The sequence below is a fragment of the Serratia sp. NA_13 genome (assembly GCF_052691735.1).
Genome location: NZ_JBQZFV010000023.1, coordinates 21,536 through 34,026, shown reverse-complemented (window position 1 = coordinate 34,026; position 12,491 = coordinate 21,536). Strand labels below are relative to the sequence as shown.

The 12,491-nt window shown below is 56.4% G+C and carries 9 protein-coding genes; 5 read left to right on the top strand and 4 right to left on the bottom strand.

Annotation, left to right across the window (positions count from 1 at the left end; all coding sequences use genetic code 11):
• Window positions 1-86: 86 nt before the first annotated feature.
• The gene (dauA, locus tag ACUTSU_RS21800; RefSeq protein ID WP_445650929.1) at window positions 87-1,775 is read right to left on the bottom strand and encodes a C4-dicarboxylic acid transporter DauA; all 1,689 of its coding nucleotides are present in this window, start codon (window positions 1,773-1,775) and stop codon (window positions 87-89) included.
• Between the two features lie 230 nt (window positions 1,776-2,005).
• Window positions 2,006-2,491, bottom strand: coding sequence for a heme-degrading domain-containing protein (locus tag ACUTSU_RS21795; RefSeq protein WP_445650930.1), 486 nt, complete (start codon window positions 2,489-2,491; stop codon window positions 2,006-2,008).
• A gap of 200 nt (window positions 2,492-2,691) precedes the next feature.
• Between ACUTSU_RS21795 and ACUTSU_RS21790 the strand changes: the two genes are divergently transcribed.
• Complete coding sequence (locus ACUTSU_RS21790) at window positions 2,692-3,792, top strand: GGDEF domain-containing protein (RefSeq protein ID WP_445650931.1); 1,101 nt, start codon at window positions 2,692-2,694, stop codon at window positions 3,790-3,792.
• A 33-nt stretch (window positions 3,793-3,825) separates the two neighbouring features.
• On the opposite strand, the gene mfd is transcribed toward ACUTSU_RS21790, so the two are convergent.
• Window positions 3,826-7,308, bottom strand: coding sequence for a transcription-repair coupling factor (gene mfd / locus ACUTSU_RS21785; RefSeq protein ID WP_445654719.1), 3,483 nt, complete (start codon window positions 7,306-7,308; stop codon window positions 3,826-3,828).
• A 151-nt stretch (window positions 7,309-7,459) separates the two neighbouring features.
• Window positions 7,460-8,443: a threo-3-hydroxy-L-aspartate ammonia-lyase gene (locus ACUTSU_RS21780; protein ID WP_445650933.1), complete on the bottom strand. Its 984-nt coding sequence runs from the start codon at window positions 8,441-8,443 to the stop codon at window positions 7,460-7,462.
• A gap of 86 nt (window positions 8,444-8,529) precedes the next feature.
• Here ACUTSU_RS21780 and ACUTSU_RS21775 point away from each other — a divergent pair, with 86 nt between their 5' ends.
• From ACUTSU_RS21775 to lolE, 4 genes are all read left to right on the top strand, one after another.
• A complete protein-coding gene (locus ACUTSU_RS21775; protein ID WP_445650934.1) occupies window positions 8,530-9,171 on the top strand; it encodes a helix-turn-helix transcriptional regulator in 642 nt (213 codons plus the stop codon).
• Between the two features lie 118 nt (window positions 9,172-9,289).
• Window positions 9,290-10,492: a lipoprotein-releasing ABC transporter permease subunit LolC gene (lolC, locus tag ACUTSU_RS21770; protein WP_445650935.1), complete on the top strand. Its 1,203-nt coding sequence runs from the start codon at window positions 9,290-9,292 to the stop codon at window positions 10,490-10,492.
• A complete protein-coding gene (gene lolD, locus ACUTSU_RS21765; RefSeq protein ID WP_445650936.1) occupies window positions 10,485-11,189 on the top strand; it encodes a lipoprotein-releasing ABC transporter ATP-binding protein LolD in 705 nt (234 codons plus the stop codon). The genes lolC and lolD overlap by 8 nt, the downstream gene beginning before the upstream one ends.
• Complete coding sequence (gene lolE / locus ACUTSU_RS21760; RefSeq protein ID WP_445654718.1) at window positions 11,189-12,436, top strand: lipoprotein-releasing ABC transporter permease subunit LolE; 1,248 nt, start codon at window positions 11,189-11,191, stop codon at window positions 12,434-12,436. Before lolD ends, lolE begins: the two co-directional genes overlap by 1 nt.
• The last annotated feature ends 55 nt before the right edge of the window (window positions 12,437-12,491 follow it).

Genomic DNA, 12,491 nt, shown 5'->3' with positions numbered 1-12,491 from the left:
ATTTTCGGCTGCTCACCACAAAGCAGGAAAAACCACGCTTTTTCCTGCTTTGTCAGCAATCTAAGCCCGACTTGACGGGCTTTTTTTTAGGCGTCCAGCTCGGCCAAGGCTTCGGGTAGCGTTGCGTAGAAATGCAGTTTCCCCTCAATCGGCTGTACCCGCGCGCGCGCCAGCGTTTTCAACGGCTGGAACGGTATATCGGTGATCGCCAATTGCTTGCCTGACGGCAGGGCTTCGATAAAGCGCTGCAGGGCATCCAGGCCACCGGCGTCCAGCACCGGTACCGCATCCCACTGCAAGACAATCACGTCATAACTTTCACTGCGCACCAGCAATTCGTTAAAAATGCGTTCGGCGGCGGCGAAGAATAATGGACCGTTCACCCGCAGCACCAGGCGGTCATTTTCGGCGCTCAGTTCGCTCAAGCGTGTCATGCGTGCAATGCGGCGCATAAACAGCAGCGAAGCCAGCACTATGCCTACGGTAATGGCAATCACCATATCAAACAGCACCGTCAGCGACAGGCACAGCAGCATCACCAGAATGTCGTCCTTCGGTGCCCGCCGCAGCAGATAAATCACCTTATGGGCCTCACTCATATTCCAGGCGACCATCAGCAGCAGCGACGCCATTGCTGCCAGCGGCAGCCAGGACAGCCAGGGTGCCAATACCAGCAGTGCCAATAATACCAGCAGCGCATGGATAATGGCAGATACCGGCGAAGTGGCCCCGGCGCGCACGTTGGCGGCGGAACGCGCAATGGCGGCGGTGGCGGTAATGCCGCCAAAGAACGGTGCGATAATATTGCCCGCCCCCTGGCCGATAAGTTCGGTATTGGAGTTATGCTTCTTGCCGGTCATGCCGTCCAACACCACGGCACACAGCAGGGATTCAATTGCGCCCAGCATGGCCATGGAGAACGCCGCCGGTAACAGGGCGGAAATAGTCTGCCAGCTCAGCGCCATCGGCTTGGCATCACCCGCCGGCAGATCCCACGGCAGCATCAACTGCGGCAAAATGGGTGGAATGCCCTGGCCCTGCGTGCCGTCGGCCAGCAGGTAACTGAAGCGGGAACCTATGGTTGCCACCGGGTGGTCAAACAGCGCCAGAATGCCCATCACCGCAGTGCCCGCCAGCAACGCCGGTAAATGCCCCGGTACTCTTAGGCCAAGTTTCGGCCAAAATATCAGGATCAACAAGGTCACTGCGCCGATCAGCGTATCGCCGATATCCAGCGTTGGCAGCGCCTGCAGCAAGGCGTAAACCTTGCCCACATAGTGTTCCGGCACCACCGCCAGTTGCAGACCGAAGAAGTCCTTCACCTGCATGGTGGCGATGGTAATGGCAATACCGGAGGTAAAGCCCAGCGTCACCGACAGGGGAATATATTCAATCAATCGACCGAAACGTGCCAACCCCATGAGCACCAAAAACAGCCCGGAAAGCAGGGTGGCGATCAACAGGCCAGAGAGGCCGAACTGCTGTGAAACCGGATACAAGATCACCACGAAGGCGGCGGTAGGCCCGGAAACGCTGTAGCGCGAGCCGCCGCTAATGGCGATCACAATCCCGGCGACCGCCGACGTGTACAACCCATATTGAGGAGGAACGCCGCTGGCAATCGCCAGTGCCATCGCCAATGGGATGGCGATAATGCCAACGGTGACGCCAGCGATGGCGTCTTTTAGCAGGCGTTGCAGGGAATAGGGGTCTCTCCAGCAGGCATCAATCAGTGCGCTGAATGGCCGAATGCCGTTAATTTCATGCGTTTTCATCTGGGGTGTAAACCAAGTCTATAAAAGAGAACGGAATGGCGGGCCGGTTGCGGTCCGTCTCGAATAGCTGACAGACACCATACGCCTGTTGTGGCGGTGATTCCTAGATATACATCAATATGCTGCGGAAAAATGAAAGTAGACTATTTCAAAACGGAAGTTAATATCAGATAGCAGGCTGGTCGCGGCTCTGACGACCAGCCTAAAGAGAATAGCAGGAGTTTTATCGCTTAATGTACTGCCGGCAGGGATAAGCCGAGAAAGTGGGCCAGGGTGCCGACCAGCAGATTATGATCTTCCAGCTGCGGCGAGCCGGAAATGCTGATGGTGCCGATGCAGCCGAGCCCGGCTAAATTAATCGGAAAGGCTCCGCCGTGCGTCGAGTAGTCACGCACACTCAGCCCATAGCGCTCTTCCAGCGTCGATTGACGTTGTTGCAGGCGCAGGCCGATAGCGTAAGAACTTTTGTGGAAGTGATTCACCACGTTGCGTTTACGCCGTACCCAGTCCGCAATATCAGGCGTGGTGCCGGGCATGGCATAATAAAACAGCGTCTGCCCCGCAAGCTGGATTTCGATGGCGATGGACAGGCGGCCGCGTTCTGCTGCGGATTTTAATGCCGATCCCAGTTCCCAGGCGGTATTATGGTCAAAGTGGCTGAAGGTCAACGTCGCTTCCTGTTTGGTCAGCGCTTGCAAATCATCATCGATATTCATAGTTGTCGCTCCTCTCTAGGTATCTAACAGACTATCCTGAAGCGGAAAGGTGGGATAGATACCTTGGAAATATCATAGAACTGCTAATCTATTATTAATCTGAGTAATATGTTCGATGCCGGAATGGATGAGACAGGGATTGGTGCTCAAAATTTATTGCTTAATCACCCTATAATTTCCGCGGAGCATTGCGAATATTTATGACTTACGTTGCGTCAATTCCCACGCTTTATAGCGACGCTTGCATCACCTACGCTACACTGTCAATCAGCTATTTTGCCCTCAGCAAAAATGCTCCTTTTTCATATCAATCCGAAAGATGGAAACGCCTGCTTTTTGGTCTGCTGGCCGGACTGGCGATACTGTTTCTCAATCAGGATAGGTTGGAATTGACCGATAACGTCCATTACAGCTTCGTGATGATCCCAATGATATTGGTGACTTTCTTTGGCGGTGCGCTCAGTGGAATGGCGTGCTATCTGATGTTATTGGCCGTGAGCGGTGGATTAACCGTCGATAACCTGTTTATCGGCTCGATCATTATTCCCTTGCTGTTGTCGCGGGTCTGGTTGAGAAAGTCGAACCGGGTGTTCTATCTGACCATAGCTCTGATTGCGTTATATCGCATCCTGGTGGTCTGGTTTTTGGTTGATATACGTATCTTGTGGTTGGATGCGTTGATGTATCAGGCCATTTCAGCCCTGTGCCTGGCGATTTGCTACCATGCGCTGAACTTCAAAGAGCGGCATATCCACGCCTATTTCTCAATGCGCGATAAGGCCACCACCGACAGTCTGACTCATCTTGGTAACCGTGCCAGCGTCGACTATCGCCTGATGTTGCAACATGCAGAGCGGCGTCCCTGCGGGTTGATGATCCTCGATCTGGATAATTTCAAGTGTATCAATGATACCTACGGCCATTTGGCAGGGGATTTGTTGCTGACCCAGATGGGGCAATTGTTGCAAAACAGCGTGCGCAGCGAAGATTTTGTTGGTCGCTATGGCGGTGAGGAGTTCATGGTGATTACTGCCAGCTATGATCCGAAGATTATCGGTGGGGTAGCGGAACGCATTCGTCGCAGCGTGGAGGCAACGATATTTTTTCTGGATGAAGGCCACGAAACACAGATCACCGTTTCTATCGGTGCCTCGCTGTATTTGCCCGGTATGGCGGTAGAGAAAGCGATAGAGGTGACGGACGAAGCCCTGTATGAGGCCAAACGTGGCGGGAAAAATCAGGTGGTCTGCAGCCGGCTGATGCTGTTTGCGCCGCTGGGGGCTGGCTTTCGGCAGCAGTAACCCCTTCTGACGAACTCAGAAGGGGTTACTGACTCAGGCTGCCAGCGTATGTTCGCGGAATGCGGTCAGGAGTTCTTCGGTAAACTTCAGACGTTTCTGGCGATCGGTCAGATCCAGCATAAACTTCAGTTTACTCGGCCCGTCCAGGCGATAGACCTGCGGATTGCTTTGCAACAACCCAATTAAATAGCCTGGGTCGACCTTGTTTTTTTCACCAAATTCAATGAATCCACCGCGTTCATTACTTTCGATGCGCTTGATGCCCAGTAACTGGGCATGTTGACGCAACGCCGCACTTTGCAGCAGGTTACGCGCCGGATCCGGCAGCAGGCCAAAGCGGTCAATCAGCTCCACCTTCAACTCTTCGAGTTCACCGTCGTTTTTCGCGCTGGCGATACGCTTATAGAACGACAGGCGAGTATTGACGTCTTGAATGTAATCATCCGGCAGCAGGGCCGGCATGCGCAGCTCCACTTCGGTTTGGTTGCTGGTGAGATCTTCCAGCGAAGGCTCGCGTCCGTTTTTAAGTGCGTCCACTGCGCTTTCCAACAGTTCCATATACAGCGAGAAGCCAACGGTGGTCATCTGGCCACTCTGGTCTTCACCGAGCAGTTCGCCTGCACCGCGGATCTCCAGATCGTGGGTGGCCAGGGCAAAGCCGGCACCCAGGTCTTCCAGTGATGCTATGGCTTCCAGGCGTTTATGGGCGTCGGTGCTCATGGCTTTAGGGGGCGGCGTCAGCAGATAGGCATAGGCCTGATGGTGCGAACGTCCGACGCGGCCACGTAGCTGGTGCAGCTGCGCCAGCCCAAAGCGATCGGCTCGCTCGATGATAATGGTATTGGCGCTGGGAATGTCGATGCCGGTTTCGATAATGGTTGTGCAGACCAGTACGTTAAAGCGCTGGTGGTGGAAGTCGTTCATCACCCGTTCCAGATCGCGTTCGCGCATTTGACCGTGGCCGATGGCAATACGCGCTTCCGGCACCAATTCCGCCAGTTTTGTTGCGGCTTTTTCAATGTTTTCAACGTCGTTATACAGGTAGTAAACCTGGCCGCCACGCAACACTTCACGCAGGATCGCCTCACGCACCACCAGGCTGTCGTACTCGCGGACAAAGGTTTTTACCGCCAGACGACGGGCCGGTGGGGTGGCAATAATCGACAGGTCGCGCATGCCGCTCATGGCCATATTCAGGGTGCGTGGGATCGGCGTCGCGGTCAGCGTCAGAATATCCACATCGGCACGCATTGCCTTGATGCGTTCTTTGTGGCGCACACCGAATCGGTGTTCTTCATCGACGATCAACAGCCCCAGATCTTTCCAGCGCAGATCGCTCTGCAGCAGTTTGTGGGTGCCAATGATGATATCCACTTTGCCATCGACGGCATCGTCCATTACCTGCTGCTGTTCCTTGGCACTGCGGAAGCGCGACATCATCTCAATGCGGATCGGCCAGGTGGCGAAGCGATCGCGGAAATTGTCGAAATGCTGCTGCGCCAGCAAGGTGGTTGGCACCAGTACCGCGACCTGTTTGCCGTTCTCCACCGCCAGGAAGGCGGCGCGCATCGCCACTTCGGTTTTGCCGAAGCCGACGTCCCCACACACCAGACGGTCCATGGCCAGTGGCTGGCACATGTCGCTCAGCACGGCGTTAATCGCCTGCTCCTGATCCGGGGTGGTCTCAAATGGGAAGGCCTGGCAGAACAGCTGATATTGTTCGCGGTCATGTTTAAAAGCGAAGCCGGTTTTTGCGGCGCGCTGGGCGTAAATATCCAGCAATTCTGCCGCCACGTCACGCACCCGCTCGGCGGCTTTTTGCCGTGCACGCGACCAGGCATCACCGCCCAGTTTGTGCAGCGGTGCGTTTTCGTCCGCACCGCCGGCATAACGGCTGATCAGATGCAGCGAAGAGACCGGCACGTAGAGTTTATCTTCACCGGCATAGGACAGGATCAGGTATTCGGCCTTGATGCCACCAGCTTCCAGCGTGGTCAGGCCAACGTAACGGCCAACGCCGTGTTCCAGATGTACCACCGGTTGGCCGGGGTGCAGCTCCGCCAGATTGCGGATCAGCACATCGGTATTGATGGTGCGACGGTTATCTTGCCGACGGCGACTGACGCGTTCACCGAGCAGATCGCTTTCGCAGATCAAGGCCCGGTTTCGCATGCCGTCGAGGAAACCGCGCTCGGAGGCGCCGACCATCATGTAGCGGCCCGCCGCCTCGGCCTGATCGAGATGCTGGATCAGCGAAGGACGGAGTTTGATGCGGCCGAGCAGATCCTGCAGCGTTTCGCGGCGTCCCTCGCTTTCGACCGAGAAAATAATGCTGCCGTCGAAGCTTTCAATAAAATGGCGCAGGCTGTCCAGTGGCGCTTTCTGCTGGGCTTGTACCGCCAGGTTCGGCAGTGCGCGGTAATCCAGATTGGTGTTACCGGCTTTGGCAGGCAGTTCTTCAGTTTTCAGCGCCATGCGCGGCCAGGCTTTCAGTTCACCAAACAGCGTATCAACCCGTAACCACAGGCTGTCAGGTGCCAACAATGGCCGCATCGGATCGACACGGCGGCTCTCATAACGTTGGTTGACGTCCTGCCAGAAGCGTTCGGCGGCGCTCTCCAGATTACCGGTATTGACGATCAACGTGTTGTCCGGCAGATAACTGAACAGCGTAGGCAGTGGCTGGCTGAAAAACAGCGGCTGCCAGTATTCGATACCGGCTGGCCAGGTGCCTTTGCTGACCTGCTGATAAATATGTTCGGCATCGCGGCGCACTTCAAACTGCTCACGCCACTGGCTGCGGAACAGCTCGATGGCATTTTTGTCGGTTGGAAATTCATGGGCCGGCAGCAGGTTGATGGCATCGACTTCGTTGAGCGTGCGCTGGTTGTCGACATCAAAGGTGCGCAGGCTGTCGATCTCGTCATCGAAGAAATCGATGCGATAAGGCTCTTCGCTACCCATAGGGAACAGATCAAGCAGTGCACCGCGGGTGGCGAACTCGCCATGTTCCATCACCTGATCAACGCTGCGGTAGCCGGCATGCTCCAGTTGGGCCCGCAGTTTGTCGCGCGACAGGCGCTGGCCTTTTTCCATTACCAGCGCGTGGCCGTGCAGGAATTCGTGCGGACAAACGCGCTGCATCAGGGTATTGACCGGCAGAATGATCATGCCGCGCACCATGGTCGGCAGATGGTACAGGCTCGACAGACGGGCGGAGATGATTTCCTGATGCGGCGAGAAGCTGTCGTAGGGCAGGGTTTCCCAGTCGGACAGCGTGGTGACCATTTGATCGGTAAATTGCTGAATTTCGTCGCGCAGACGCAGGGCATTTTGCATGTCCGGGGCAATTAGCATCACCGGCCCGTTGTGACGTTCGACAATCTCGGCGCATTCCACGGCACAGGCCGAGCCGGTCAGTTGCCCCAACTGGCGCAAATCGCCCGCGCGCTCAGGCAGGGAATAACGGGAGGAGGAAGAAGAAGCGGAACGGTTACGGTTATCGGAGATGCTCATGAAGGTATCTTTAATCAATGTGTTAAATTTCGCCCTGGCACAAATCACGCTGCGCCTTTACCCGGTAATACTAGCCCACTGGGCAGTAAACTGACATAGGTAAAAGCGCGATGCGGCGGACTATTGGCGCATGTTTAACCTTCTGATTGCATTATTCTTGCCCCGCCATGGCGAGATAATCAGCGATTTTATCGACGTCGACGTTGCCGCCGCTGACGATCACCCCGACCTTTTTACCGCGTAAATCGAGCAGCGAGTTCATCGCCGCTGCTGCAGCCAGGCAACCGGTCGGCTCGACCACCATTTTCATCCGCTCCATAAAGAAGCGCATTTGCCGACATAACTGCGGATCGCTGACCGTCAGGATATCCTCGACGAACTGCTGAATGATTGGGAAGGTCAACGCACCTACCTGTTGAGTTTGTGCGCCGTCGGCGATGGTTTTCGGGAGCGGGATTTGTACCGGCCGGCCAGTGCGAAATGCCTGCTGCACGTCGTTGCCTGCCTGTGGCTCCACGCCGAACACCCTGCAGCCCGGCGACCAGTGGTGCGCTGCGACCGCACTGCCGGCCAGCAAGCCGCCGCCGCCGGTGCAGACCAGCAACACATCCAAAGGGCCCACTTCCTCAATCAGTTCTTTGGTGGCCGTGCCCTGACCGGCGATCACCTGCGGGTAATCATAGGGGGGGATCATGGTCAGACTCTGTTCGGCCGCCAGCCGTTGAGCAATGGCTGCGCGATCTTCGCTGTGGCGCTGATAAATCACCACCTTGGCACCGTAACCGCGTGTTGCCGCCAATTTGGCCGCAGGGGCGTCGTGCGGCATCACTATGGTTACGTTAACTCCCAGTTCCCGCGCCGCCAACGCCATGGCCTGAGCGTGGTTGCCGGAGGAGAAGGCAATCACCCCAGCCTTGCGCTGCGCATCACTCAATTGAGCAATCGAGTTGTATGCTCCGCGGAACTTGAAGGCGCCGACGCGCTGGAAATTCTCGCATTTAAAGAAAAGTTGCGCGCCGATGAGGCGATCGGCTTGCTGCGAGGTCATAACCGGCGTGCGGATGGCATGTCCGGCCAGGATTTCTGCGGCGGTAGAGATATCGGCGGCGGTGATACAGTGGGGCGTTGAACTCATGGCGACCTCGCGCTGGTGAAAGGTTGATTGATTACCCGGAAATTTTAATTTACTCTTTGTAAAATTATTGTCAAATGGTTAAGTTAATGAGCGATATCAGGCAGGAAAATGCGCTGTTACTGCGCGAAGCGGAAAAAATTGTCCAGGCGCTGGGCGTGATGTTTGCCCCCTGTTGTGAAGTGGTGCTGCACGATCTGACCCAGCCGGAGAGTGCTATCGTTGCCATCGCCAATAATCTGTCTAACCGCAACATTGGTGACGCTGCCAGCGAAATGGGGCTGGAACGTATTGCCTCGCCGGATTTTCCTGACGTGGTGCAAAACTATGCCAATGCTTTCCCGGACGGCCGCCCGGCCAAGAGCACCTCAATAGGTCTGCGCAACAGTCAGGGCACTTTTGTGGCCGCGATTTGTCTTAATCTGGACGTCTCGATTTTCAACAGCGCCACCGCTATTTTGCAGCAGTTAACTGCGGTGGTGCAGAGCTCGTCGCAGCCGGTCGCCGAGGGTGTGCGATCGCTGTCGGACATCGCCTCGGTGATCAACAATTTTGCTGCTTCACATGCCACCGCTCCGCGCGCGCTCTCTTCCGAGCAACGTTTTCAGGCTCTCCAACTGTTAAAGCAGCAGGGTTATCTGCAACTGCGCGGCGCAGCCACTATGGCGGCGGAAGCCTTGGGTATTTCGCGGGTGTCGGTTTACAACCTGTTAAAGCGTGACGCCGGGTGACGTGCTGCCGTTAGCGCGATCGGCGGAATAAAAGGCGTCAGGGTGGTTCCCTAAACGGAGTATAGCCTTTATTATCCTTGATCACTTTTGCTTAAGCTACGGCAACAAAACGGATTTCATGTATCAACCTGTCGCGTTATTCATTGGCCTGCGTTACATGCGCGGGCGGGCTTCAGACCGCTTCGGGCGGTTTGTTTCCTGGCTTTCCACCATCGGCATTACGCTGGGGGTGATGGCGTTGGTTACCGTCTTGTCGGTGATGAACGGTTTTGAAAAGGATCTGGAGAACAATATCCTCGGCCTGATGCCGCAGGCGTTGATTACCAGCCCGCAGGGGTCAATCAACCCGCAACAAATCCCGGCATCGGCGGTGCAGGGCCTGCAGGGCGTCAGCCGCGTTGCGCCCTTGACTACCGGTGACGTGGTGCTGCAAAGCGCCCGCAGCGTAGCGGTAGGGGTGATGCTGGGGGTGAACCCGGACGAAACCGATCCGCTGACGCCGTTTCTGGTGAACGTCAAACAGCAACAGCTGCAGCCGGGCCAATACAATATCATCATCGGCGAACAGTTAGCCGGGCAACTGGGCGTTAAACGTGGCGATCCGCTGCGGGTGATGGTGCCGAGTGCCAGCCAGTTCACGCCCATGGGCCGTATTCCGATCCAGCGTCTGTTTACCGTGATTGGCACTTTCCACGCCAATAGTGAAGTAGACGGTACTCAGATGCTGGTCAATCAGCAGGATGCTTCGCGCCTGCTGCGCTACCCGGCCGGCAATATCACCGGTTGGCGCCTGTTCCTGCAGCAGCCACTGACGGTCGATACCCTCAGCCAACAGAAATTGCCGCAGGGTACCGAATGGAAAGACTGGCGCGAACGCAAGGGCGAGCTTTTCCAGGCGGTGCGCATGGAGAAGAACATGATGGGGCTGTTGCTTAGCCTGATCGTGGCGGTGGCAGCATTTAACATTATTACCTCCCTTGGCCTGCTGGTAATGGAAAAGCAGGGCGAAGTGGCTATTTTGCAGACCCAGGGCCTGACGCGTCGACAGGTGATGTCGGTGTTTATGGTACAGGGTGCCAGTGCCGGTATTATCGGTTCGCTGCTAGGCACGCTGCTCGGGGTGTTACTGGCCAGCAATCTTAATAACCTGATGCCGATCCTCGGCGCATTGATTGACGGAGCATCGCTGCCGGTGGCGGTTGATCCGCTGCAGGTGACGGTCATTGCCGTAGCGGCGATGGCGGTTTCCCTGTTGTCCACGCTTTACCCTTCATGGCGCGCCGCCGCCGTACAACCCGCTGAGGCTTTACGTTATGAGTAACCATCTTTTGTTGCAGTGCGACAACCTGTGCAAGACGTATCAGGAAGGCAACCTGCATACCGACGTACTGCGTAATGTCAGCTTTGCCATGCAGCCGGGCGAGATGATGGCGATTGTCGGCAGCTCGGGCTCCGGGAAAAGTACGCTGTTGCACCTGTTGGGCGGGCTGGATTCACCGACTTCCGGCGAGGTAGTCTACAAGGGCCAGTCGCTGAATTCGTTGTCCTCGGCGGCCAAGGCCGAACTGCGCAACCGCCAGCTTGGTTTTATCTACCAGTTCCATCACCTGTTGCCGGACTTTACCGCACTGGAAAACGCCGCCATGCCACTGTTGATTGGCGGCATGAAACCGGCGCAGGCACAGGAAAAAGCACTGGAAATGCTGACGGCTGTCGGGCTGGAAAAACGCAGCAAGCACCGGCCTTCAGAACTGTCCGGCGGTGAGCGTCAGCGCGTGGCGATTGCCCGTGCGCTGGTCAATAACCCGTCGCTGGTGTTAGCGGACGAACCTACCGGTAACCTCGATAAACGCACAGCCGACAGCATTTTCGATCTGCTCGGCGAATTGAATGTGCGCCAGGGCACTGCGTTTTTGGTGGTCACTCATGACTTGCAGTTGGCCAAGCGCCTCAGCCGCCAGTTGGAAATGGCTGACGGCCATCTGCAGGCCCAGTTAACCCTGTTGGGGGCTGAGTAATGGCAGGCGCGTCACTCTCCTTTCTGACGGCCCTGCGTTTCAGCCGCGGGCGCAAGCGCGGCGGCATGGTGTCACTGATTTCGGTGATTTCCACCATCGGTATTGCGCTGGGCGTGGCGGTGCTGATCGTCGGTCTGAGTGCCATGAACGGTTTTGAGCGCGAACTGAAAAACCGCATTCTGGCGGTGGTGCCGCACGGTGAAATCGAACCGGTGAAACAGCCGTTCAAAGATTGGTCGTCGATTCTGCAACGAGTGGAAAAGGTGCCCGGCATTGTGGCTGCCGCCCCCTATATCAACTTTACCGGCCTGATGGAAAATGGTGCGCAGCTGCGTGCGGTCGGCGTCAAAGGCGTTGACCCACAGCAGGAAATCCAGCTCAGTGCGCTGCCGAAATATGTGCAGGGCGATGCCTGGGCCAATTTCAAAAGCGGTGAGCAACAGGTGATCCTCGGTAAAGGTGTTGCCGATGCCCTTGGTGTCAAGCAGGGCAGTTATGTGACGGTGATGATCCCCAACAGCGATCCGCAAATGAAGCTGTTGCAGCCGAAACGTATTCGTCTGCACGTGACCGGAATTTTGCAGCTCAGCGGGCAGCTTGATCACAGCCTGGCGATGGTGCCGTTGGCCGATGCGCAGCAGTATCTGGATATGGGCGACAGCGTGACCGGCATTGCCATCAAGGTGAACGACGTGTTTGCCGCCAACAAACTGGTGCGTGATGCCGGCGAGGTCACCAACTCCTACGTTTACATCAAGAGCTGGATTGGCACCTACGGCTATATGTACCGCGATATCCAGATGATCCGCGCCATCATGTATCTGGCGATGGTGCTGGTGATCGGGGTTGCCTGCTTTAATATCGTTTCTACGCTGGTGATGGCGGTGAAGGACAAGAGCGGCGATATCGCCGTGCTGCGTACTCTGGGTGCCAAAGATGGGTTTATCCGCGCCATATTTATTTGGTATGGCCTGCTGGCCGGGCTGGTGGGCAGCGTCAGTGGCGTGGTGGTCGGGGTGATCGCCTCGCTGCAGCTGACCAATATCATCAAAGGGTTGGAAAAACTGATGGGGCACTCATTCCTGTCGGGAGATATTTACTTCATCGACTTCCTGCCTTCCGAGCTGCACTGGCTGGACGTGGTGATTGTATTGGTGACCGCGCTGGTACTCAGCCTCTTGGCTAGCTGGTATCCGGCCAGGCGCGCCAGCCGTATCGATCCGGCACGAGTGTTGAGCGGACAATAATCAAAATCAGGGGAGGCAGAGATGCCGCCCCATTTTTTTAGCCTGAGGGTGGGTT

Excerpts from the sequence above, each read along its gene's own strand:
- lolC (WP_445650935.1), top strand. The coding sequence starts at position 9,290 with ATGTATCAACCTGTCGCGTTATTCATTGGCCTGCGTTACATGCGCGGG.
- lolD (WP_445650936.1), top strand. The coding sequence starts at position 10,485 with ATGAGTAACCATCTTTTGTTGCAGTGCGACAACCTGTGCAAGACGTAT.
- ACUTSU_RS21775 (WP_445650934.1), top strand. The coding sequence starts at position 8,530 with ATGAGCGATATCAGGCAGGAAAATGCGCTGTTACTGCGCGAAGCGGAA.
- ACUTSU_RS21790 (WP_445650931.1), top strand. The coding sequence starts at position 2,692 with ATGACTTACGTTGCGTCAATTCCCACGCTTTATAGCGACGCTTGCATC.
- lolE (WP_445654718.1), top strand. The coding sequence starts at position 11,189 with ATGGCAGGCGCGTCACTCTCCTTTCTGACGGCCCTGCGTTTCAGCCGC.
- dauA (WP_445650929.1), bottom strand. The coding sequence starts at position 1,775 with ATGAAAACGCATGAAATTAACGGCATTCGGCCATTCAGCGCACTGATT.
- ACUTSU_RS21780 (WP_445650933.1), bottom strand. The coding sequence starts at position 8,443 with ATGAGTTCAACGCCCCACTGTATCACCGCCGCCGATATCTCTACCGCC.
- mfd (WP_445654719.1), bottom strand. The coding sequence starts at position 7,308 with ATGAGCATCTCCGATAACCGTAACCGTTCCGCTTCTTCTTCCTCCTCC.
- ACUTSU_RS21795 (WP_445650930.1), bottom strand. The coding sequence starts at position 2,491 with ATGAATATCGATGATGATTTGCAAGCGCTGACCAAACAGGAAGCGACG.